At 57.6% G+C, this 21,046-nt stretch carries 24 protein-coding genes; 18 read left to right on the top strand and 6 right to left on the bottom strand.

Annotation, left to right across the window (positions count from 1 at the left end; translation table 11 throughout):
- Positions 1-5 precede the first annotated feature (5 nt).
- Entirely contained in the window at positions 6-584 is a 579-nt protein-coding gene (locus ABF824_RS09405) for a TetR/AcrR family transcriptional regulator (RefSeq protein WP_415488331.1), read from the top strand.
- A 107-nt stretch (positions 585-691) separates the two neighbouring features.
- On the opposite strand, the gene ABF824_RS09400 is transcribed toward ABF824_RS09405, so the two are convergent.
- Both ABF824_RS09400 and pdxH read right to left on the bottom strand, forming a co-directional pair.
- Positions 692-943: a hypothetical protein gene (locus ABF824_RS09400; RefSeq protein ID WP_415488329.1), complete on the bottom strand. Its 252-nt coding sequence runs from the start codon at positions 941-943 to the stop codon at positions 692-694.
- 142 nt (positions 944-1,085) lie between these two features.
- Entirely contained in the window at positions 1,086-1,712 is a 627-nt protein-coding gene (pdxH, locus tag ABF824_RS09395; RefSeq protein ID WP_415488327.1) for a pyridoxamine 5'-phosphate oxidase, read from the bottom strand.
- Between the two features lie 123 nt (positions 1,713-1,835).
- Here pdxH and fabI point away from each other — a divergent pair, with 123 nt between their 5' ends.
- From fabI to ABF824_RS09370, 5 genes are all read left to right on the top strand, one after another.
- The gene (gene fabI / locus ABF824_RS09390) at positions 1,836-2,672 is read left to right on the top strand and encodes an enoyl-ACP reductase FabI (protein WP_415488325.1); all 837 of its coding nucleotides are present in this window, start codon (positions 1,836-1,838) and stop codon (positions 2,670-2,672) included.
- Between the two features lie 19 nt (positions 2,673-2,691).
- On the top strand, positions 2,692-3,768 hold the full coding sequence (aroC, locus tag ABF824_RS09385) for a chorismate synthase (RefSeq protein ID WP_415488323.1): 1,077 nt from the start codon (positions 2,692-2,694) through the stop codon (positions 3,766-3,768).
- A gap of 94 nt (positions 3,769-3,862) precedes the next feature.
- The gene (locus ABF824_RS09380) at positions 3,863-5,527 is read left to right on the top strand and encodes an NAD(P)/FAD-dependent oxidoreductase (protein ID WP_415488321.1); all 1,665 of its coding nucleotides are present in this window, start codon (positions 3,863-3,865) and stop codon (positions 5,525-5,527) included.
- A gap of 108 nt (positions 5,528-5,635) precedes the next feature.
- Complete coding sequence (locus tag ABF824_RS09375; RefSeq protein ID WP_415488319.1) at positions 5,636-6,655, top strand: zinc-binding alcohol dehydrogenase family protein; 1,020 nt, start codon at positions 5,636-5,638, stop codon at positions 6,653-6,655.
- Positions 6,656-6,767: 112 nt separating this feature from the next.
- Entirely contained in the window at positions 6,768-7,712 is a 945-nt protein-coding gene (locus ABF824_RS09370; protein WP_415488317.1) for a glycosyltransferase family 2 protein, read from the top strand.
- 58 nt (positions 7,713-7,770) lie between these two features.
- Here the strand turns inward: ABF824_RS09370 and ABF824_RS09365 are convergent, their stop codons facing one another.
- Both ABF824_RS09365 and ABF824_RS09360 read right to left on the bottom strand, forming a co-directional pair.
- Complete coding sequence (locus ABF824_RS09365; RefSeq protein WP_415488315.1) at positions 7,771-7,983, bottom strand: hypothetical protein; 213 nt, start codon at positions 7,981-7,983, stop codon at positions 7,771-7,773.
- 68 nt (positions 7,984-8,051) lie between these two features.
- Positions 8,052-8,540 (bottom strand): hypothetical protein, encoded by a 489-nt coding sequence (locus ABF824_RS09360; protein WP_415488313.1) that lies wholly within the window; start codon positions 8,538-8,540, stop codon positions 8,052-8,054.
- Positions 8,541-8,633: 93 nt separating this feature from the next.
- On the opposite strand from ABF824_RS09360, the gene prmC reads away from it, so the two are divergent.
- Positions 8,634-9,494, top strand: coding sequence for a peptide chain release factor N(5)-glutamine methyltransferase (prmC, locus tag ABF824_RS09355; protein WP_415488311.1), 861 nt, complete (start codon positions 8,634-8,636; stop codon positions 9,492-9,494).
- Between the two features lie 4 nt (positions 9,495-9,498).
- Here prmC and ABF824_RS09350 read toward each other — a convergent pair whose 3' ends face one another.
- Positions 9,499-10,533 carry a D-alanyl-D-alanine carboxypeptidase family protein gene (locus tag ABF824_RS09350; protein ID WP_415488309.1) on the bottom strand — a complete coding sequence of 345 codons (1,035 nt, stop codon included), beginning with the start codon at positions 10,531-10,533 and terminating at the stop codon, positions 9,499-9,501.
- 61 nt (positions 10,534-10,594) lie between these two features.
- Here ABF824_RS09350 and ABF824_RS09345 point away from each other — a divergent pair, with 61 nt between their 5' ends.
- Together ABF824_RS09345 and clpS are read left to right on the top strand one after the other, a co-directional pair.
- Positions 10,595-10,762: a hypothetical protein gene (locus tag ABF824_RS09345; protein ID WP_415488307.1), complete on the top strand. Its 168-nt coding sequence runs from the start codon at positions 10,595-10,597 to the stop codon at positions 10,760-10,762.
- A 251-nt stretch (positions 10,763-11,013) separates the two neighbouring features.
- On the top strand, positions 11,014-11,334 hold the full coding sequence (gene clpS, locus ABF824_RS09340) for an ATP-dependent Clp protease adapter ClpS (protein WP_415488305.1): 321 nt from the start codon (positions 11,014-11,016) through the stop codon (positions 11,332-11,334).
- 132 nt (positions 11,335-11,466) lie between these two features.
- On the opposite strand, the gene ABF824_RS09335 is transcribed toward clpS, so the two are convergent.
- Complete coding sequence (locus ABF824_RS09335; RefSeq protein ID WP_415488303.1) at positions 11,467-11,796, bottom strand: FYDLN acid domain-containing protein; 330 nt, start codon at positions 11,794-11,796, stop codon at positions 11,467-11,469.
- Between the two features lie 220 nt (positions 11,797-12,016).
- On the opposite strand from ABF824_RS09335, the gene ABF824_RS09330 reads away from it, so the two are divergent.
- The 9 genes from ABF824_RS09330 to ABF824_RS09290 form a co-directional block, all read left to right on the top strand.
- Positions 12,017-13,252, top strand: a complete 1,236-nt coding sequence (locus ABF824_RS09330) for a transglycosylase SLT domain-containing protein (RefSeq protein ID WP_415488301.1) — start codon at positions 12,017-12,019, stop codon at positions 13,250-13,252.
- Positions 13,253-13,347: 95 nt separating this feature from the next.
- Positions 13,348-14,271 carry a tRNA pseudouridine(55) synthase TruB gene (truB, locus tag ABF824_RS09325; protein WP_415488299.1) on the top strand — a complete coding sequence of 308 codons (924 nt, stop codon included), beginning with the start codon at positions 13,348-13,350 and terminating at the stop codon, positions 14,269-14,271.
- A 15-nt stretch (positions 14,272-14,286) separates the two neighbouring features.
- Positions 14,287-14,556, top strand: coding sequence for a 30S ribosomal protein S15 (rpsO, locus tag ABF824_RS09320; protein WP_166313238.1), 270 nt, complete (start codon positions 14,287-14,289; stop codon positions 14,554-14,556).
- 336 nt (positions 14,557-14,892) lie between these two features.
- On the top strand, positions 14,893-17,040 hold the full coding sequence (gene pnp, locus ABF824_RS09315; protein ID WP_415488297.1) for a polyribonucleotide nucleotidyltransferase: 2,148 nt from the start codon (positions 14,893-14,895) through the stop codon (positions 17,038-17,040).
- Between the two features lie 134 nt (positions 17,041-17,174).
- The gene (locus tag ABF824_RS09310) at positions 17,175-18,593 is read left to right on the top strand and encodes an NAD(P)H-dependent flavin oxidoreductase (RefSeq protein ID WP_415488295.1); all 1,419 of its coding nucleotides are present in this window, start codon (positions 17,175-17,177) and stop codon (positions 18,591-18,593) included.
- 14 nt (positions 18,594-18,607) lie between these two features.
- The gene (locus ABF824_RS09305; protein ID WP_415488293.1) at positions 18,608-19,237 is read left to right on the top strand and encodes a LolA family protein; all 630 of its coding nucleotides are present in this window, start codon (positions 18,608-18,610) and stop codon (positions 19,235-19,237) included.
- 333 nt (positions 19,238-19,570) lie between these two features.
- Entirely contained in the window at positions 19,571-20,089 is a 519-nt protein-coding gene (locus ABF824_RS09300) for a helix-turn-helix domain-containing protein (protein WP_415488291.1), read from the top strand.
- Positions 20,090-20,179: 90 nt separating this feature from the next.
- Positions 20,180-20,407, top strand: coding sequence for an AbrB/MazE/SpoVT family DNA-binding domain-containing protein (locus tag ABF824_RS09295; RefSeq protein WP_415488290.1), 228 nt, complete (start codon positions 20,180-20,182; stop codon positions 20,405-20,407).
- A 198-nt stretch (positions 20,408-20,605) separates the two neighbouring features.
- Positions 20,606-21,046 (top strand): AAA family ATPase (locus ABF824_RS09290; RefSeq protein WP_415488289.1); only part of this gene is annotated, 441 nt, incomplete at its 3' end.

Raw genomic sequence — 21,046 nt, 5'->3', positions numbered from 1 at the left:
ACTTTGTGACCACGCGTTCCGATCGAGCGAAGACCTATCACCACGGCGATCTGCGCGCTGCTCTCCTTCGGTCTGCCCGCACCTTGCTGGAGGAGGAGGGGATTACTGCGCTGGGCCTGCGTGCCATCACCCGTCACGCAGGCGTCTCACCCACGGCCGCGGTTCCACATTTCGGTAATCTGACCGGTCTTCTGAGTGCTTTGGCGACTGTTGGATATGAGGAACTGGCGGATACGCTCACACCCTTGATGAAGCAGGGAGCCCATGCGGTCGGGGTGGCTTATGTACGTTTCGCCATGCGCAACCCGGGTCTTTTTACGCTCATGTTTCGCAGCGACGTGCTTGACCGACAGGATCCGGCTTTCGCCGCAGCGTCCGCTCGCACATCAGCCATACTCACGCAATTGGTCGACGAGGTAAGGCCTGCCCAGATCGGACGTTCCCATGCCGCTACGCGCGCGGCATTGTGGGGGAAAGTCCATGGGCTCGCTGTGCTGGCAGTAGACGGATTTCTGGAAATCCTTCTGACCAATGAAAAAGAAAAACTCTCTCTGGAAGAGTTGATTGAGGACGCGCTTCGATGACGCGTCTCCGGAGACGCCTGATCTGCTTGATGGCTTGGTGGAGGTGATCAGGCACATAAAAAACCCGACCATTTCTGGTCGGGCCAAGGCCTGAAAAAATCAGTCGATCAGTTCGAAGATTCTTTCTTTTCTTCTTTCTGACCGTCCTTCTTGTGGTGCTTGTGGCCATGCTTGTGCTTTTCGCCACCTTTATTCTCGTGACCGTTGGCGTCTTCACCCTCGTGACCTTCATGGACTGCTTCCGGGCCGTGTTCCGATCCCTGCTGCTGCGGGGCAGGAGCAGCTTCCTGTGCATGGGCTGCTGTACCTGCGGCAGCGAGAGAAATTACAGCGAAACCTGCGAGAAGAGAGCGTTTCATAATCTGTCCTTATGCGTTGCGAACGATCCATAATACACCGGTCACATTTTGACACAAATTACAGATCATCAATTTTAGCTGAGACAATCACGGAAAATTCCGCAAGGGGCGGGAGATCATCTCTGCGTCATGTGCCTTGCTCCTACGGATAAAGCCGCGTGACTTCCCATGCTGTCTTGCCATGACTGACCCAGATCGCACGATCATGCAAACGATAGGGGCGCTCCTGCCAGAACTCGAAACGGTCGGGATGAAGGCGGAAGCCTGACCAGTTGGAAGGACGTGGCACATCCTCGCCTTTATATTTCTCTTCCACGTCATGAATGCGTTTCTCAAAAGTCGCGCGATCGGGGAGGGGGCGTGACTGGTCGGAGGCGATGGCGCCGATCTGGGAGAGACGGCGACGGGTTGCGAAGTAAGCGTCGGCTTCTTCAGGTGTCACTGGCGTGACGGTGCCTTCAATACGGATCTGACGACGGAGACTTTTCCAGTGGAACAGAAGCGCCGCGACGGGCGTGGCTTCCAGTTCGCGTCCCTTCCGGCTTTCAAGGTTGGTGTAAAAGCAGAAGCCGTCACGGTCGAAGCCTTTGAGCAGAATGATGCGGGCGGAAGGGCGTCCCTCCGGCGACACGGTAGCTAGAGTCATCGCGTTCGGATCACTTGGCTCGGAGGCCTCCGCGTCCTTCATCCAAGCGGCAAACAGCTCGAACGGATCGGCGGACAGGTCGATCAGGGGTGGCTTTTCGGCGGCCTCAAGCGGGTCAGTCATCGGTTTGCTCCGTGTCACGTCACGTATGGAAAGGATTCTTGTTCGGTCCGGGGTTGTTCCCGCACGCTGGTTGTGCAACGACGCCTGCCGTCTTGTCACCACTCCAGCAGTCGAGGTTTTCGTATGACTGAGGATACCCTTGCACCGGCCACCGGCACTCTCATGCAGGGAAAAAAGGGCCTTGTAATGGGCGTTGCGAACGATCGTTCGATCGCATGGGCCATCTCGCAGGCTGTTGCGGCGCAGGGTGGGGAACTGGCGTTCACCTATCAGGGCGAAGCGCTGGGCAAGCGCGTGCGGCCGTTGGCGGAGAGCATCGGCTCCAAGCTGGTTCTGCCATGCGATGTATCCGACGATGCCGCGATTGATGAGACCTTCTCCGTCATAGAGAAAGAGTGGGGCGAACTGGATTTTGTCGTTCACGCTATCGGCTGGGCTGACAAGCAGTTTTTGCGTGGCCGCTATGTTGATACGCCGCGCGAGGCGTTCCTCACGGCTCTCGATATTTCCTGCTACTCCTTCACGGCGGTCGCTCAACGTGCTGCCGCACTCATGAAAAAAGGTGGCTCACTCCTGACTTTGTCCTATCTCGGGGCCGAGCGCGTCATGCCGCATTATAACGTGATGGGCGTTGCAAAAGCGGCTCTGGAAGCGTCCGTACGCTACATGGCGGCTGATCTCGGTCAGGACGATATCCGCGTGAACGCCATCTCCGCGGGGCCGATCAAGACGCTGGCCGCCAGCGGCATCGGCGACTTCCGCTACATCCTCAAATGGAACGAATACAATGCGCCGCTTGGGCGCAACGTTTCACTAAGCGATGTCGGTGGCGCAGGTCTGTACATGCTTTCCGACCTATCTCGTGGTGTGACGGGCGAGGTACATCATGTGGACAGTGGCTACCACATTGTTGGCATGAAGAACCCGAAAGCACCGGATATCTCGGTCGCGGGCGAGTAAAAACGGGAGCTGGGAAAGGATGTCTTACAACACGTTCGGGCACATGTTTCGTGTGACGACCTGGGGCGAAAGCCACGGACCCGCCATCGGGTGCGTGGTGGATGGATGCCCCCCGCGTCTGGCCCTGAGCGAAGAAGACATCCAGCCCTTTCTCGATAAACGCCGTCCGGGACAGTCCTCCTTCACAACCCAGCGGCGCGAGGCGGATCAGGTCCGTATCTGTTCCGGCGTGTTCGAAGGTGTGACAACCGGAACGCCAATCTCGCTGATCATCGAAAATACTGACCAGCGCTCGAAGGATTATGGCGAAATCGCCCAGACCTTCCGTCCTGGTCATGCCGATTTCGCTTATCAGGCAAAATATGGCGTGCGTGATTATCGGGGGGGTGGGCGTTCCTCCGCACGCGAAACCGCGATGCGCGTTGCGGCCGGAGCTGTTGCCCGTCGTGTGCTGGGTGATGGCGTGCGGATTCGTGGAGCGCTCGTACAGATCGGCAAGCACGCCATCAATCGCAGTCGCTGGGACTGGAACGAAGTCGAACGTAATCCCTTCTTCGCGCCGGACCCGGAAATCGTGCCGGTCTGGGAAGAGTATCTCGGCGGCATCCGCAAGTCAGGCTCGTCTGTTGGAGCTGTGGTCGAAGTCATTGCAGAGGGTGTGCCTGCTGGTCTTGGTGCGCCGCTCTACAGCAAACTGGACGCCGATCTCGCTGGCGCACTGATGGGCATCAATGCCGTGAAGGCCGTTGAAATCGGCGACGGATTTGCGACGGCTGGTTATGAAGGACTGGAAAACGCTGATCCCATGCGCCTGCAGGACGGTGAAGTCGCGTTTCAGAGCAATCATGCTGGCGGTATTCTGGGCGGTATTTCCACGGGCCAGCCGATTGTGGCGCGTTTCGCAGTCAAGCCGACCAGTTCCATGCTGCTTCCCGTGCCATCGGTCAGCCTGTCAGGCGAAGAAGTGCAGGTCGTGACCAAAGGGCGCCATGACCCTTGTGTCGGTATCCGCGCCGTTCCGGTGGGGGAGGCCATGATGGCCTGCGTTCTGGCGGATCATCTGCTGCGTCATCGTGGGCAGATGGGTGTGATGTAAAAAGGCGTGGCGGATAGCCGCCACCTTTTCAAATGGCCTGGTAGCCCGTAAGGCGACACTCTTTATTCCAGAACGCCTTGCAGGAGCCGCCCCGATGATTCGAGTCAGCGAGATCCGTCTTCCGTTAGAGCATGAGCCCGAAGCTCTGCGGGAGGCGCTGGCAGCACGACTTGGTGTAGCAGGCGACGCTATCGAAGAAATTTCGGTCGTTCGTCGGGGTTATGATGCTCGCAAACGCGGGCATATCTTCCTTGTCTATACGCTTGACTGCGCTGTGCCCGATGAAGCGGTGCTGCTGCAAACAAAAGCTGACGATCCGCAGATACGCGCCACACCGCAGACGGAATATGCGCCGGTCGATATCAATGCGCCCGCTCTCGTTGCTAGCCCCGATTTCCAGCGTCCTGTGGTGATCGGAGCAGGGCCGTGCGGCCTGATGGCGGCGCTCATTCTGGCGCAGATGGGGCTGAAGCCGATCATTCTCGAACGCGGTAAACCGGTGCGGGAACGGACGGTGGATACGTTCGCCCTATGGCGCAAATCCCAGCTGACCCCGGAAAGCAATGTGCAGTTCGGGGAAGGGGGAGCGGGGACATTCTCGGACGGCAAGCTTTACACGCGTGTCAACGATGCCCGGCATCTCGGGCGGAAGGTGCTGGATGAGTTCGTGCGTGCGGGCGCGCCTGAGGAAATTCTTTATCTCTCCAAACCGCATATCGGCACGTTCCGGCTTGTCTCGATGGTCGAGCATATGCGTGAGGAAATCGAAGCGGCAGGCGGAAGCTATCGCTTCTACTCCCGTGTCGATCGCCTTCTTCTCGATGAAAAAAGGCAGGTGCGAGGCGTAAAACTTGCGGATGGGGAAGAGATCGCAGCCTCGCATGTCATTCTTGCTGTCGGCCATAGTGCGCGCGACACATTCGAAATGCTGCACGAAGAAGGCGTGGCCATGCAGGCCAAGCCGTTCTCCATCGGCGTCCGCATCGAGCACCCACAATCGCTGATCGATGCGGATCAGTTCGGACCGCAGGCAGGCTCTCCCATTCTGGGAGCGGCAGACTACAAGCTGGTGCATCGCACGGCGGACGGACGCGGTGTCTATTCCTTCTGCATGTGTCCCGGCGGCACCGTGGTGGCAGCGACGTCTGAGCCGGAGCGTGTCGTCACCAATGGCATGAGTCAGTATTCGCGTGCCGAGCGGAACGCCAATGCCGGTATCGTCGTCGAATTGCGTCCCGGGCAGGATTATCCGGATGCGCCGCTGGCGGGTGTCACTTACCAGCGTGAGTGGGAAAGCAGGGCATTTGTGGCTGGCGGTGGTGACTATCGCGCGCCCGCTCAGCGCGTTGAGGATTTTCTGGCCGGGCGTCCATCGACCCATCTGGGTCATGTCGTGCCGTCCTACCGTCCCGGTGTCACGCCAACCAGTCTGGAGACCTGCCTGCCTGATTTTGTATGTGCCGCCATCAGGGAAGCGCTGCCGATTTTTGCCCGCAAGCTCTCCAGCTTCGCGCTTGGTGATGCTGTCATGACAGGCGTGGAAACACGGACGTCATCACCCTTGCAGATTCCCCGCAAGGACGATGGCGAAAGCCAGAATACGCCGGGTCTTTATCCGGCCGGGGAAGGCGCGGGCTACGCTGGTGGCATCATGTCAGCAGCGATGGACGGTATCCGTATTGCCGAAGCCGTTGCGCTCTCTCTCGCAGGGCGCGAGGCAAAGGGGCTGTTGCGTGGAAAATCCGACTGCATGAACTGAAGGCTGGCTGAGCGTGTTTATCGCTCTTGCAGCATTGTGCATTTCGGGTTGATGTATCCGGCAAAAACTGACCGCACGTTACGCGATGCGGCCACAAAGGAGCATGTCATGCGCGCCGTTGGTTATCAGAAATCCCTGCCCATTACGGATAAAGACGCGCTGGTGGACATTGACCTGCCGATGCCGGAGGCAAAAGGGCACGATCTTCTCGTTGAAGTTAAGGCTGTTTCGGTCAATCCGGTGGACACGAAGATTCGGAAGCGTGCGGAACCGTCGGCTGGTGAGTGGAAAGTGCTGGGGTGGGATGCTGCCGGAATTGTCCGGGCTGTTGGTCCCGCAGTAAGGCGCTTCCGTCCCGGCGATGCGGTCTATTATGCTGGAGCCGTTACGCGACAGGGGTGTGACAGTGAATTTCATCTCGTCGATGAACGAATTGTCGGCAAGAAACCCATCACATTGAACTGGGCGGAAGCGGCGGCTCTCCCTCTCACCGCCATTACGGCATGGGAGATGCTGTTCGATCGACTGGATATCACACGGCCCATTCCCGGTGTTCCACAGTGTATCCTCATTATCGGTGCAGGAGGCGGCGTGGGGTCGATGGCGGTGCAGCTTGCGCGTCGTCTTGGCAATGTGACGGTGATCGGCACGGCTTCACGACCAGAAACGGCCGAATGGGCGAAATCTCTGGGCGCGCAGTATATCATCGATCACAGCAAGCCGTTGGCGGAACAGGTTGAGGCGCTGGGTCTGGGGCCAGCGGGCTATGTGTTTTCCATCACGGAAACGGACAGACATTTCGCCGAGGTGGTGAAGCTGATTGCCCCTCAGGGACGGTTCGGTCTGATCGATGATCCACCGGCTCTGGATGTGATGCCTTTCAAGGCCAAAAGTGTTTCAACCCACTGGGAACTGATGTTCACGCGCTCGACGTTCCAGACCGCTGACATGATCCGTCAGGCCGAAATTCTGGAGGAAGTATCGAACCTCGTGGATGCCGGGGTGCTGAAAACGACATTGAGCGAAGTGCTGGGGCCGATCAATGCCACCACCCTTCGACATGCGCATGCCCTGCTTGAAAGCGGCAAAGTCAGAGGGAAGATCGTGCTGGAAGGGTTTGAGGGATAGGCTTTTCCCCTCGTCATTCTCTTTGCAAGCGGGTGTTTCTTCGCTAGTCAGCCTGCGCGGTGGTCTGTGAGTGATGCGTCGCGCGAAAAAAATGAACAATGGAACAGAGCAGATGTCAGACGCGCAGCCCGTTCACGTTGCAGTACTAATTCCCTGTTACAATGAAGAAGTGACGGTTGGGACTGTTGTCACGGATTTTCGTGCGGCCCTGCCGTTTGCGACCGTGTATGTTTACGACAACAACTCCACGGATCGAACCTGCGAAGTGGCGCGGGAGGCTGGCGCTATTGTTCGTCAGGAGTGGCTGCAGGGCAAAGGCAACGTCATCCGTCGCATGTTTGCCGATCTGGATGCGGATTACTACGTGCTGGTGGATGGAGACGCGACCTATGAGGCCGCTGCCGCTCCGCGTATGCTGGCCATGGCAGCGGAAAATCAGCTTGATGTTGTCACGGGCGCGCGTGTGACGGATCGGAAGGCGGCCTATCGCCCCGGCCATGTGCTTGGAAACAAGGTTCTGACCTCTCTGGTGACGAATTTCTTCGGTCGTCGCACGGAGGATATGCTTTCCGGCTATCGTGTGTTTTCCCGCCGGTTCGTCAAATCCTTTCCGGCTGCCTCGTCAGGTTTTGAGACCGAGACCGAATTCACAGTTCATGCGCTGCAATTGTGCATGCCGATCGGCGAAGTGCAGACACGTTATATCGAGCGCCCAGACGGATCTGAGTCAAAGCTCAATACATGGGGCGATGGTGTCCGTATTCTCGCGACGATCGTGCGACTGGTGAAGCAGGAGCGGCCTCTTCTGTTCTTTACGATTCTCGCAGTGTTGTTTGCGGCGATCGGCATCCTGCTCGGCATACCCGTCATCAGTGATTATATGCGCACTGGCTTGGTGGCCCGCCTGCCGACAGCGGTGCTGGCGACTGGGTTTGAAATACTCGCTGCCCTATCGCTGGTTTGTGGCCTGATTCTCGACAGTGTTGCGGTCGGACGGCTGGAAGTGAAACGCCTCAATTACCTTGCGCAGGAAGCGCCGAAAATCATGTCCTTCTGATCTGTGCCCTTCATGACGCTCTTTCTCCCCGGAAAGAGCGTTTTTTTGTAAGAGGGGCTCAGACCATCCCCAGCCACGCGGAAACCAGCCAGAACATGATGATCAGCACAATCCCTGCGGCGAGTATGGGTAATGCTACACCACGCATGAAGCTCGTATTCCGCTCACGGGGTTGGGCGATGCCTGCCTTGCGGTCAATGGCATCGGCGGCGGCATTGATTTCCTGATCCTCAGGTGAGTCGCTCGTCCAGCCCGGGGTATTGTTTTCCATGTCGGATTGCCTGTTCATGATCACGGTGTAACAGTGCGGTTGGCGATATTTCCGAAGAAACGGAAATCTCAGCTTGTTGGAAGGGCACACGCGCCTGTGCGGGCCGGATGATGCGTCGCCGCATCAGGATTCTGCGGATCGATCAGATAGAAATCGGTAAAATCATTCGCTCCCATTGCCTGAAACACGTGTTTGTCAGGGTTCCGAAGCATGCCCTCACTGTTTACCTGATGGGTCTCGGGTTTTCCTTCAGTGTTGCGAATGACAATTTCTCCGCACAGGGCATAGCTGTGCGTCATGTCATCTGAAGTCGTGACGACCGCATGTTTTTCTGGAGTGCGATCATCCAGTTCGAAGGTGGCGACCAGTTTGCCATCAACATAAATGCGCGATGTTTCGGACACTTCCTGCGGCGCTTTTCCATCTTCAATGACAAAGCGGGCGGCCTGCGCGGGCAAGGCGATATGGGTTGTGATGAACGCAACTGCTGCAAGGGCGATCTTCACGATTGGCGCTGTGCGTTTTGGCTGTTGTGACGCGGAAGAAAGTGCGTACATCAAGCTGTTGGTTTCCACCCTGTTTCAAACGCCTCGATTGAAACGCACCAGCACGCCAATGACAACGTTCTTTTCTAAAGCTAACAGTATGTCATGACAGTTGAAAATGACAGTCGCGTAAAGACGTTGATTGCCGAGGCGACAGCCTCTCTCATGCGTGCCAGAATTGAAGAACCGCGCCGGGAGGCCCGGATTCTTTTCGAGATAGCCTACGGGCACGATATCTCGTGGCAGATGATGAATCCGGACAGCGTGATGCCAAACGCCCAGTCATTTTTTGCGCTCGTTCAGCGACGTGCCGATCATGAGCCGGTGGCTTATCTCAAAGGAGAGAAAGGGTTCTGGACTCTAGACCTTGAAGTCACCCGCGATACGCTGATCCCCAGAGGTGATACGGAGACGCTGATCGAAGCGTTGATCAGGTATCGGCCAGACAGGGCATCAGTCTCATCCGTTCTCGATCTGGGGACAGGAAGCGGGTGCCTGCTTCTCGCGGCACTCATTGAATATCCACAGGCGATGGGGGTCGGCGTTGATTATATGGAAGGCACTGCCCGGCAGGCGGCGCATAATGCAACGCTGAACCAACTGGATCAGCGTGCCTTTTTTATCGTGGCAGAGTGGATGAATCCTCTCGCTGCCCGCTTTGATGTTGTGCTGTCCAATCCTCCATATATTCCAAGCCGGGATATCGGTGGGCTGATGAGGGACGTAGCCGATTATGAGCCGATGATCGCGCTGGATGGCGGGACGGAAGGACTGGATGCCTATCGCGCAATTATACCCCGTCTGCCAGATGTGCTGACACCCGAAGGCATTGCGATTCTGGAGTTTGGCATCGGGCAGGCAGAAGACGTGCAGCAGATTGCTCAGTCGGCTGGACTGAAAACCGTGGAGCTATGTTCCGATCTTGCGGGGGTCACCCGCGCGATCGTTCTCTCACGCAGTTTTTAAGAAATCAGGTTTTTGAACGGCTATGGTGATGGGCTGTTGCTTTACGCGCCCCAACGCCGTCCTTCGCGCGGTGGGTAAGAGGCGCTTTTGCCAGCACGTAATGAATGATTCCCAGCTTTCTGAGACGCCCTGACGGAGCTTCGGCGACCTGCACAGGCGCCTTGCCTGCTTTGCGCGTTCCAGCGGCTGCAAGACGGATCATCTGGCGACGGGAACCGCTCATGCCTCGTGCCAGAATAAGAGGACGGGCGATAACGGGCGTCCGGGCCACAGGGGCAACACCCTCGTCCTGAAAGCCCTGATCAAGAAGATCGGCCATTGTGCGTGTGCGCTGCACATTGGATGCCGCCCCCATGACCACTCCTACCAGACGCACATTCTCGCGGCTGGCGGAGGCAACCAGATTGAGGCCAGCCTGAGCCGTATATCCGGTCTTCATGCCATCTGCGCCGGGATAGAAACGCAGCATCGGATTGTGGTTGGGAATTTCATGGCCGTGAAAATAGAACACGGGGGTTGAGAAATAATGATAGTCCTCGGGGAAATCCGAGATGAGACGCCGCCCCAGCGTGGCCAGATCGCGTGCCGTCGTCACCTGATTCGGGTCAGGTAATCCGGACGCATTACGGAAGGTGGAGGCGCTCATGCCGAGTGCATGCGCCTGAGCCGTCATCATCGCGGCAAATCTGTCTTCATTGCCGCCGATCAGTTCGCCGAGCGCACATGCCGCGTCATTAGCCGACTTGGTGACGAGTCCGAGAATGGTCTGCTCAACCGTGATGTATGACCCCGGAACCAGACCGAGCTTTGACGGCTCCCGGGTAGCGGCTCTGACGGAAACCGGAACGGCCTGATCCAGTGAAATCTGTCCTGAGCGAAGAGCCTGAAACGCCATATAGAGCGTCATCAGCTTGGTCAGACTCGCGGGATAGCGCTGAAGGTCGGGATTGATCTGCGCCAGAACCGTCCCTGTGCGCGTATCTTCAACAAAAGCGCTGATCTGCCCGACATACTGAGCCTGAGCGGAGTGTGCCGTCATGACGGTGGCGCCAATGACGGAGAATAACAGCGTCTGCTTCAGGCGAGAAAAAACAGTTCCCGTGACCGCGGACGTCTGGCCAACAGTTCTGCTGACCCGTTTCGTGCTGGGGCGGTTTGTCCCTGTCGACGGGAAACGGGAATCATCTGTCATGGCGAAGCACGTGGCGTTCCGGGTAAGAGAGGACGGACTGGAAGCTTATCAGTGCCGCAACCTCCGTCTAGGGTAAAAATTACTAATATTTAGAAAAAGTGATCCCAAAAAATGCGATAAAATCCAATGGGCTTTAACGGATTAAGAAGACGCCTCCGTTAAGGGGAGGCATTACGTTCTTTCTGCTGGCTCCATGGTTCTGCGTGTCATGCCCTGATTTTAGTTTGCAGGAGAAAGCCAGCGGTTTAGAGAGAACGGAATTATCGCGGCGCAGGAACAATGCCTCTTCAGGCGTGTGTCATGCCGTGAAACAGCCGAGTAGGTTAGATGACGGAGAAGAAGGAAGACAATTCATCGGACGTCGGCGTTCTGGTGCGGGCCGTTCCCAAAACCAAGAAGCCATCCATGTACAAAGTCCTCATGCTGAATGACGACTACACACCGATGGAATTTGTTGTTCACGTTCTGGAACGCTTCTTCAGCAAGAACCGTGATGAAGCGACCAATATCATGCTGCACGTCCATAAGAAGGGCGTGGGCGTTTGTGGGGTGTTCACCTACGAAGTCGCGGAGAGCAAAGTTGCTCTGGTGATGGATCTGGCGCGCCAGAACCAGCACCCGCTCCAGTGCACGATTGAGCGTGACTGACATTTTGTTTTAGAAAATCGAAGCACTTACTCCTGCGCGAATACGGTTTTCCGCGCAGGTGCATGAACAATCATCTGGAAATTCTGAAGAAAAGAAACGCTTCTGCCGGTTTGGACAGAAGCGTTTTCGCGATCAGTTGTCGTGATCGTCGTTGTCGGACGGAACGTCGATGTCCGAGCTGATGTCGTCAGCGTCATCATCAAGATCGGACGTGTCTTCCATGACATCATCGGCGTCATCATCGTCATCGGTGTCGATGTCCGTATCGACGTCCTGCTCATCTTTCGGTGCGGCAGGTTTGGGCGACTCGGGAACGATTTCGCCGGTGCGTTTCAGGCGGGGCACTTCAGCCGGCTGCTCCGCTCCGCATTTCGGGCAAACGGCCGGCTCTTTTTGGAGGTCATAGAAACGCGCGCCGCAGGAGACGCAAACGCGTTTGGAACCGAGTTCGGGCTGGGCCATTTTGAACCTGTCGATCGTATTTCGTGGCAGGGGAGATATATCCCCGACGTCATTACGGGGCGGCCCGCAAGGCCATCACCCAATCTAAGGGCAGGCGACATGCCATCTCATATAGGCCACGTCAACCAAGGAAACGTTTCAGTCCTGTAGGAGAGACTGCGACGACGCCCCATTTTGGCCTTAATTTTCCATTGGCATACATGAGTGTAATCTTCATCTGATGGAATTGATGGTCTTTCAGGGGGCGCTAAGGATGCGGCGGGGGCAGTTTTCGCTCTTTCGATCGTTGAGTCTCGGCGTGATGCTCGGACTCGCGGCTTGCAGCAGCACAGGGTCGCGTCCCGGGGGCAATCCGTCACAATGGGGGCGGGGCGATTACACCCCACCCGGCCCGGCAAGTGATCCGTGGGGGCCTTACATTCGGGAGGCCGCGGCGCGCTTCTCCGTTCCCGAGGCCTGGATTCGCGCTGTCATGCATCAGGAGTCCGGTGGTCAGGAATACCAGCATGGTCAGCTGACACGATCCGGCTCCGGCGCCATGGGGCTCATGCAGCTCATGCCTGCGACATGGTCGGAACTGGCTGCTGAATTTGCGCTGGGTAACGATCCCTACGAACCACACGACAATATCATGGCGGGTAGCGGTTACCTTCGCCAACTCTACGATAAGTTTGGCTCGCCCGGCTTTCTGGCGGCGTACAATGCCGGCCCGGGTCGTCTGGAGCAGTTTTTGCAGACTGGCGATCCATTGCCGGATGAGACGGTCAATTACGTTGCATCCATCAGCCCACATCTCGGGGATGCCGTTCCAGCCGTTACGGCTTCGCCTGTAATGGTGGCGCAGGCCACGACTTCTCCCGCGCAGCAGGTTTATGCTCCGGCTTCCGCAACGAGTGCCGCTGCGGTGTCGGGGCCGGTGGCGCGGACGGGTGACGGTTGCCTCAGGAACGTCGATGCAGCCTATGACCCATCCAACTGCCTTGTGGACCGCGACGTGCCGCATGCTGACCCGCAACCCCAGCCAGCAGCAATCGCTGTCGCCTCTGCCGCGCCCCCAGCTCTTCCGCCGCCAGTGCCTGCCACGTCTACGGCAGGTGCGCGTACCGGTTTGCCCGTTGAATTGGCAAGTTATGTCGAGCCTGCATCCGCGCGGACGACACCTCGTCTGACGCCTGTTGCTTATACGCGTCCCGCAACAGCACGAAGTGGTGGCGGCTGGGCTGTGCAGGTGGGGGCGTTCTCATCAGGTAATGAAGCACGGATGGCCCTTGCTCATGCGCAGTCAATCATTGGAAGCGGCGGGATCGCGAATCCTGTCGTCATGCGCGTGTCGCCTGCTGCCAACTCTCTTTATCGAGCCCGTCTTGTCGGTTTCGCTGCGCAGGACGCCACCACGGCCTGCCGCATTCTCCACAGCCATTCCTTTGCCTGTTTCACCGTGCCGCAATCGACCTGACTGCTTCCTGACATTGCGAAGCGGCCGGCGCTCGGCTAGACCCGCGCCTCTTTGGGCAGGACGCCTGACCGAGAGACATTCGGGGGACGGAAGGAATGGCACGCAACCGCGTTCGCAAGGGACGGCCGCTTGACGGCTGGCTGGTGATCGACAAGCCCACGGGAGTCACCTCCACGGCGGTCGTCAGTATTCTCAAGCGGGCCTTCAACGCCCAGAAGGTGGGGCATGGCGGAACGCTCGATCCACTGGCGACAGGGCTGCTGCCCATCGCCATGGGCGCTGCTACCAAGACTGTGCCTTACATTATGGATGGCACCAAGCGGTACCATTTCACTCTGAAGCTCGGTGAAGCACGCGACAGCGACGATGCCGATGGCAATGCCACGGCTGTGTCCGATGTGCGTCCGACCGATGAGCAGTTACAGAAAGCCGCGGCTGATCTGACGGGTGACATCATGCAGGTGCCCCCTGTGTTCTCGGCGCTCAAAGTTGCGGGTGAGCGGGCTTATGACATGGCGCGCGATGGCCGCCCGCCCGATCTACCGCCCCGTCCGGCGCGCGTGGACCGGTTCGTGCTGATCGACCGCCCTGATGCGGATCACGCCGTATTCGAAGTGGAATCGGGCAAAGGGGTCTACATGCGGTCCCTCGCACGTGACGTGGCTCTGGCCTGCGGAACAGTGGGGCATATCGCTGTCCTGCGTCGTCTGCGGGTCGGCCCCTTCACGGAGGCGGATGCGATTTCGCTGGACAAAATCACCGAGAGCGCCGAAGAAGGCCCCGCTTCGCCGGAACTGCTGCGTCCGGTATCGACCGCGCTGGCCGACATCCCGGCGCTGGCCCTGATGCCTGATGAAGCAGCTCTTATTCGCCATGGACAGGCTCTTGGCCTGATGGACCTCATGGGCCGTATTCCGGAAACGGGACCGGACGATGTGGTCCGCATGATGGACGGGGAAGCGGTGCTGGGTCTGGGTCGCCTTGAAGAAGGGTGGCTCAAGCCTGTTCGTTTGCTTTGAATTCGGGAGACAACGATGTCGATTACCGCAGAACGCCGCACGGCGCTGATTGAAGAATACCGCACGAATCCAACCGACACGGGTTCACCGGAAGTGCAGGTCGCGATCCTTACGGAGCGCATCAACAACCTGACCGAGCACCTGAAGACGCACGCGAAGGACTTCCATTCGCGTCGTGGTCTGCTCGTCATGGTCGGCAACCGCCGTGGTCTGCTCGACTATCTGAAGCGTAAGAGCCAGCAGCGTTATGAGACGCTGATCGGTCGTCTGGGCCTGCGTCGCTGAACGCGGTCCGGGCAAAAGGAAACGGCGGACACCACTCTGCTGTTTTCCCTGCGCCGATTATCCTGTAAGGGATCACCCGGAGTTCCGTTTTGGCGGAGCTCCGGGTTTTTTGTGTCCGGATGGTCCTGACACAGATTCAGTGCCGCTACAGGCGCGCAGAGAGCCGGCCTAGCCACGGCGTTTCAGGCCACATGGCGTCCTGACGTTTTGCGTCAGCCACACCATGCCGTCCGAGACGCTGTCTGCATCCGGCCTTTCCACCTCCCGCAGACGCAGGACATTGAGGTCCCGTCGGGAGAAGCGACGCGAAATGCGGCCGAAAGGTTTGATTTACGAATGTTCAACTATTTCCGTAAAGAAATTGAATGGGCCGGTCGCCCGCTGATCCTTGAGACCGGCAAGATCGCCCGTCAGGCAGATGGCGCCGTTGTCGTCACCTATGGCGAGACCGTTGTTCTCTGTACGGCCGTAGGCGCCAAGACCGTCAAGCCGGGACAGGATTTCTTCCCGCTGACCGTCAACTATCAGGAAAAAGCCTACGCTGCGGGCAAGATCCCGGGTGGCTTCTTCAAGCGTGAAGGCCGTCCTTCCGAAATCGAGACGCTGAACTCGCGTCTGATCGACCGTCCGATCCGTCCGCTGTTTCCGGAAGGCTTCCGGAACGAGGTTCAGGTCATCACGACGGTCCTTAGCCACGACATGGAAAACGATCCGGCCATCCCGGCCCTGATCGGTGCGTCTGCTGCGCTGACGCTGTCCGGTATTCCGTTCTTCGGCCCGGTTGCCGGTTGCCGCGTTGGTTACAGCAACGGTGAATATGTGCTGAACCCGACCCTCGACGAGATGAAAGAGAGCGATCTCGATCTCGTCGTCGCCGGTACGTCTGAAGGCGTGCTGATGGTGGAGTCGGAAGCCAGCGAGCTGTCCGAAGCCGTCATGCTTGGTGCCGTGAACTTCGGTCACAAGGCCTTCCAGCCGGTTATCGAGGCGATCATCGCGCTGGCCGAGCACGCTGCCAAGGCACCGTGGGAAATGGAGGGGCCGAGCAAGGAAGCCATTGCTCTCCGCAAGAAGGTCGATACGCTGGGTCGCAAGCTGCTGACGGCGGCTTACAAGGAAAAGGCCAAGCAGGCTCGCTACGAGAAAATTGCTGCCGCGAAGAAGACGGTCATTGAGAAACTGACCGCTGCTGATCTGGACGCTGAAGCCGCCAAGCCGATGCTGAAGGATCTTGAGGCCGACATCGTGCGTAATGCGATCCTTGATACGGGTCTGCGTATCGACGGTCGTGATCTCGTCACGGTGCGTCCGATCGTCTCCGAGGTCGGGATCCTGCCGCGTGCGCATGGCTCCGCTCTCTTCACCCGTGGCGAGACTCAGGCGCTGGTGATCGCGACGCTTGGCACGGCTCAGGACGAGCAGGTCATTGACGCGCTCGAAGGCGAATATCGCACCAACTTCCTGCTGCACTACAACTTTCCTCCGTTCTCGGTCGGTGAGTGTGGCCGCACGGGTTCGCCGGGTCGTCGTGAGATCGGTCATGGCAAGCTGGCATGGCGCGCCATCCATCCGCTGCTGCCGACCAAGGCCGAGTTCCCGTACACGATGCGTGTCGTGTCCGAGATCACGGAAAGCAACGGTTCGTCTTCCATGGCGACTGTCTGTGGTTCCTCTCTCGCGCTGATGGACGCTGGCGTTCCGCTGAAGCGTCCGGTCGCCGGTATTGCGATGGGCCTCATAAAGGAAGACAGCGGCTACGCCGTGCTGTCCGACATCCTTGGCGACGAGGATCACCTCGGCGACATGGATTTCAAGGTGGCGGGAACCGAGCAGGGCATCACCGCGTTGCAGATGGACATCAAGATCACGTCCATCACACCGGAGATCATGGAAATCGCGCTGGAGCAGGCCCGTGGCGGTCGTCTCCACATTCTGGGCGAGATGTCCAAGGCGCTGACGGAAGGCCGTTCCGACGTGTCTTCCACGGCGCCGAAGATCACCACGATGAGCGTGCCGAAGGAGAAGATCCGTGATGTGATCGGAACCGGTGGCAAGGTCATCCGTGAGATCGTCGAGTATTCGGGGGCGAAAGTGGACATCGGTGACGATGGCACGATCACCATCGCGGCATCGTCCGACGAGCAGGCTCAGAAGGCGATCGCCCGTATCAACGGGATTGTGGCAGAGCCTGAAATCGGTCGCATCTACGATGGCAAGGTCGTGAAAACGGCTGACTTTGGTGCGTTTGTGAACTTCCTTGGTGCCAAGGATGGTCTGGTTCACATCTCCGAGCTGGCGCAGGGTCGTGTGGCCCGCACCACGGACGTGGTGAAGCAGGGTGACGCTGTGAAGGTCAAGGTCATCGGTTTCGATGACCGTGGCAAGGTGAAGCTCTCGATGCGGGTTGTAGATCAGGCTACGGGTGCCGATATCACCTCTGAGGTTGGCGAAAAGCCGGCACGCGCACCGCGCCGCGAGGACTGAGGTCTCAGGTGACTGCTTGAACGGGCGGGCGCTGCGGCCGGTGGCTGTAGCGCCCGTTTGTGTATGGCACGCAGGATCATATCGGGCTAAGAGGCGCCGATGCACGCAAGAACAGGAACGGCGACAGGACAGGCATGAAGGCGATTAACGCAGTTAGGCTGGGAGGCGCAGAAGTTCTGCCTTTGGTTGAGGGCGGCAAGGGTGTGTCCGTCTCGACAGGCGTATCCGCTGGGGCCTGGGCTGCGGCAGGCGGCGTGGGAACGATTTCAGTGGTGAACGCTGACAGCTATGATGAACATGGCAATGTCGTTCCGCAGATATACAAAGGCCGGACCCGCCGCGAGCGTCAGGAAGAACTGATCGATTACGCCATCAAGGGTGGAATCGCGCAGGCAAAGATCGCTCATGAAAAAGCGGGCGGCAAAGGGCGCATTCACGCGAACATCCTCTGGGAAATGGGCGGTTCGGAACAGGTTATCGCCGGAGTTCTGGAAGGGGCGAAGGGGCTCATCCACGGTATGACCTGTGGGGCGGGCATGCCCTATCGCCTGTCAGATATCGCTGCCAAGTTCGGCGTTTACTATTACCCGATCGTCTCTTCGGCGCGCGCTTTCAATGCCTTGTGGAAGCGGGCCTATAGTAAGAGTGCCGAACTGCTGGGCGGCGTGGTGTACGAGGATCCGTGGCGTGCTGGTGGCCATAACGGTCTTTCCAACACGGAAAATCCGTTGCAGCCGGAAGACCCTTATCCGCGTGTAGCTGCGCTGCGCAAAACCATGCGTGCGTTCGGGTTGGGCGACACGCCCATCATCATGGCCGGTGGTGTCTGGTGGCTGGAGGAATGGCAGGACTGGATCGATAATCCGGAGCTTGGTCCCATTGTGTTCCAGTTCGGCACCCGGCCGCTGCTGACCGAGGAAAGCCCTATCCCGGAAGCATGGAAAGCGCGTCTTCTGACGCTCAAGAAAGGCGATGTCTATCTCAATCGCTTTTCGCCAACAGGCTTCTATTCCTCCGCTGTCAACAATAGCTTTTTGCAGGAATTGCGCGGACGCTCCGAACGTCAGGTCGCGTTTTCGACGGAAGCGGTTGGAGAGCACGTTGCGTCTTATGGCGTTGGCGCCCGCAAGCGCGAGGTATTTGTGACACCGGCTGATTTGCTGCGTATTCGCGCATGGGAGGCGGAAGGCTTTACCGAGGCGATGCGCACGCCGGATTCGACGCTGATTTTCGTCACGCCTGAGAAGGCACGCGAAATTCTGGCGGATCAGGTGGCCTGCATGGGCTGTCTTTCGGAATGCCGTTTCTCCAACTGGAGTCAGCGGCCGCCGGAATACACCAACGGTCGTAAGGCCGATCCGCGTTCGTTCTGCATTCAGAAAACGCTTCAGGCGCTTTCTCATGCTCATGGGCCGGACGAAGAAAAGATTGCTGACAACAATCTGATGTTTGGTGGCACCAACGCGTGGCGCTTTGCGACGGACCCGTTCTATTCAAACGGCTTCGTCCCGACCGTGAAGCAGCTTATCGAACGGATCATGACCGGCCGTTGAAGGACAAGCCTGACATGCGGAAGATGATTTCATGGCTGCGTCGGTCATGCCTGATCGCTGGAGTGGCTTTGGCTGCTCCAGCGATGACCCCAGCAGCCCATGCTCAGGCAACTCTTTCGCCAGCGGATCATGGCTGGATCGCCCGCGTGGAAGATTCCATGAATGCGGTCACGACCCTGAAAGCCCGTTTCGAGCAGACTGCTCCTGACGGCCAGCGTACGACCGGAACGGTCTGGCTGGCTCGTCCGGGGCGGATGCGGTTCGAATATGACAAACCGAGCCCTCTGTTGCTTGTCGCGAATGACGGCAAGGTGGTGTTCAGGGATACGCAACTCGATCAGACAACGGAAATTCCGCAGGAGCGTACGCCGCTTGGCCTGCTTCTCAGCGCGCATGTTTCCCTCTCAGGCGACGTGACTGTCACCGATTTTCATCATGAGAATGGAGTGGTGCGGATTTCGGCTGTCCGGACGGAAGCGCCCGGGGAGGGAACGCTGGTCATGTTCTTCGCGGACCAGCCGCTGGCCTTGCGTGGATGGGTCGTGATTGATGCGCAGGGACGTCAGACGCGCGTGACACTCTCTGACATCACGCGTGGTGTGAATGTTTCTGACGCACTCTTTGCGTTGCCGCGCGAGAACTGACGCGCGGTCTTGCGTTCGATATCAGAACTTCGAACACACTATGCGGATTGAAAAATCCGCCACCATTCTAAAATTTGTAGGAAATCCACCGAGCGGATGGTGGGCGCAACAGGGATTGAACCTGTGACCCCTACCATGTCAAAACCGGCTGACTCCAACGAAATCAGAGACTTACAGAGTCAAACACGTTCAAAAACGGCACGCACGATCAAGGAAAAATCGTGCAATGCGTGCGAGTAGCGTACTAGAAACTGACTCTGTTGTCACGGATCTCCGGGCCGTTCAGGCAAGTTTTTTTCATCGCGTTCTGGTTTCGACCTGGAGTGCAGAGCGATGAGCCGCCATGCTTCCGTCAAGGCGGCTTTCCGCAAGCAGGTTCTGGGGCTTTATTTTGACCACAAGCTGAAGCCATCCGAAAAATCCGTGCTCATGACGCTCGCCACCTTCCTCGGGGCGGATGGACTCTATCCGAGCCACCACGCAATCGCTCGGGCCTGTCGGTATTCAGTGCGGACAGTCATCCGGGCGCTTGAACGGGGCTACGAACTCGGATTGATCGAGCGGACCTACCGGCGGAAATGTGTTGAAGGGCGATGGGTGAGAACCAGCAATACCTACAGGCTGCTTATCAAGGGCAGCGATCAGCTTCGCGCGGCTGGAAAACATATGGCCCGCGCCATTTTCCGTGGTGTTCGGGTTCTAAGTGACAGGATGGCGCAGAAGGCGTCCAGAGATATACATATCCAAGATAAACGACTGCTTTCAGGGCGTCGATACCCCGAACCGCACGGTCCAAGCCAGTTTTCGCCCGGAGAGTGGATCGAAATCATCAAAGGCTGGCAAACCACGTGATCTACAATTCTGTCTGATTAGCACTGCTAAAGGGATATCTGGGCTTGTCGCCTCTGATGCGGCTCTGTTACGTAATATGGGGCTGAGTTCATGGAAATAGTTGTCGTACGCAAACAGGGCAATTCTGTCGGTGTTACCCTTCCAGCGGAAACACGTGTCCGCCTTGGTCTAGAAGTCGGGCAGGAACTCACGCTGGTCGAAATGGCCGACGGCATCAAGCTCGTGAAGCGCAATCTGAGGTTTGAACGCCAGATGCAGATGGCGCGTGAAACGCTGCGGGAGCAGGCTGATGTTCTTCAGGGGCTGGCCAAGCGCTGATGCCAGATAATCCGCCCCCCCCTTAGACCGGATTATAGCTTGTCGCGCTACCCCCCCCAGAAAACAATAAGGCATCTTTGGATCGAGAAAAAATCACGCAAATGAAAGCTTTTAAGCAGATTATGAAACACCTATAATCTCATATAGGCGATTTTTTCTCCCTAAAGCTCTTATGTCGGGCTGGTTTTAGGATGACAAATGTTATTAAGGTTTACAGTTGAGAATGCACTTTGCTTTGGATCAGAAGCAAGCTTGTCTATGGTTGCGACCAGTGACGATAGGCACCTCAACCATATTGAACGCAGCGGAAGTAATCGGCCTGATATTTTAAGAATAGCGACCCTATATGGTGCAAACGGGCACGGAAAGACAAATGTGGTCCGTGCAATATCAGCTCTTAAACGCTTGGTGACTGATCAGAAATGGTCAATACCAAAATTTAAATTAAATTCGTCTATGCGTGAAATGCCTACACGAATGGTAATTGAATTTCGGCATAATACGAATGATTACGAATACGGTGTGGCGATTAATGGAAAAATAGTATCAGAAGAGTGGTTGTTTTTAACAAATTCACATGGAAAAGAAGAAAAAATTTTCGAGAGAGTGAGTGAAAAAATAGAAGGTACAAAAGAGTAC

It is taken from the genome of Acetobacter sp. (assembly GCF_047721705.1).
In the GTDB taxonomy this organism is placed as follows: domain Bacteria; phylum Pseudomonadota; class Alphaproteobacteria; order Acetobacterales; family Acetobacteraceae; genus Acetobacter.
This window is presented reverse-complemented; position numbering and strand designations above follow the sequence as displayed.

Coding starts and splice junctions, on each gene's coding strand:
- ABF824_RS09375 (WP_415488319.1), top strand. CDS start 5,636: ATGCGCGCCGTTGGTTATCAGAAATCCCTGCCCATTACGGATAAAGAC.
- ABF824_RS09400 (WP_415488329.1), bottom strand. CDS start 943: ATGAAACGCTCTCTTCTCGCAGGTTTCGCTGTAATTTCTCTCGCTGCC.
- ABF824_RS09300 (WP_415488291.1), top strand. CDS start 19,571: ATGAGCCGCCATGCTTCCGTCAAGGCGGCTTTCCGCAAGCAGGTTCTG.
- ABF824_RS09310 (WP_415488295.1), top strand. CDS start 17,175: ATGAAGGCGATTAACGCAGTTAGGCTGGGAGGCGCAGAAGTTCTGCCT.
- ABF824_RS09365 (WP_415488315.1), bottom strand. CDS start 7,983: ATGGAAAACAATACCCCGGGCTGGACGAGCGACTCACCTGAGGATCAG.
- ABF824_RS09360 (WP_415488313.1), bottom strand. CDS start 8,540: ATGTACGCACTTTCTTCCGCGTCACAACAGCCAAAACGCACAGCGCCA.
- ABF824_RS09370 (WP_415488317.1), top strand. CDS start 6,768: ATGTCAGACGCGCAGCCCGTTCACGTTGCAGTACTAATTCCCTGTTAC.
- ABF824_RS09350 (WP_415488309.1), bottom strand. CDS start 10,533: ATGACGGCACACTCCGCTCAGGCTCAGTATGTCGGGCAGATCAGCGCT.
- ABF824_RS09295 (WP_415488290.1), top strand. CDS start 20,180: ATGGAAATAGTTGTCGTACGCAAACAGGGCAATTCTGTCGGTGTTACC.
- ABF824_RS09305 (WP_415488293.1), top strand. CDS start 18,608: ATGCGGAAGATGATTTCATGGCTGCGTCGGTCATGCCTGATCGCTGGA.
- pdxH (WP_415488327.1), bottom strand. CDS start 1,712: ATGACTGACCCGCTTGAGGCCGCCGAAAAGCCACCCCTGATCGACCTG.
- truB (WP_415488299.1), top strand. CDS start 13,348: ATGGCACGCAACCGCGTTCGCAAGGGACGGCCGCTTGACGGCTGGCTG.
- fabI (WP_415488325.1), top strand. CDS start 1,836: ATGACTGAGGATACCCTTGCACCGGCCACCGGCACTCTCATGCAGGGA.
- ABF824_RS09335 (WP_415488303.1), bottom strand. CDS start 11,796: ATGGCCCAGCCCGAACTCGGTTCCAAACGCGTTTGCGTCTCCTGCGGC.
- rpsO (WP_166313238.1), top strand. CDS start 14,287: ATGTCGATTACCGCAGAACGCCGCACGGCGCTGATTGAAGAATACCGC.
- ABF824_RS09380 (WP_415488321.1), top strand. CDS start 3,863: ATGATTCGAGTCAGCGAGATCCGTCTTCCGTTAGAGCATGAGCCCGAA.
- prmC (WP_415488311.1), top strand. CDS start 8,634: ATGACAGTTGAAAATGACAGTCGCGTAAAGACGTTGATTGCCGAGGCG.
- clpS (WP_415488305.1), top strand. CDS start 11,014: ATGACGGAGAAGAAGGAAGACAATTCATCGGACGTCGGCGTTCTGGTG.
- pnp (WP_415488297.1), top strand. CDS start 14,893: ATGTTCAACTATTTCCGTAAAGAAATTGAATGGGCCGGTCGCCCGCTG.
- ABF824_RS09330 (WP_415488301.1), top strand. CDS start 12,017: ATGGAATTGATGGTCTTTCAGGGGGCGCTAAGGATGCGGCGGGGGCAG.
- aroC (WP_415488323.1), top strand. CDS start 2,692: ATGTCTTACAACACGTTCGGGCACATGTTTCGTGTGACGACCTGGGGC.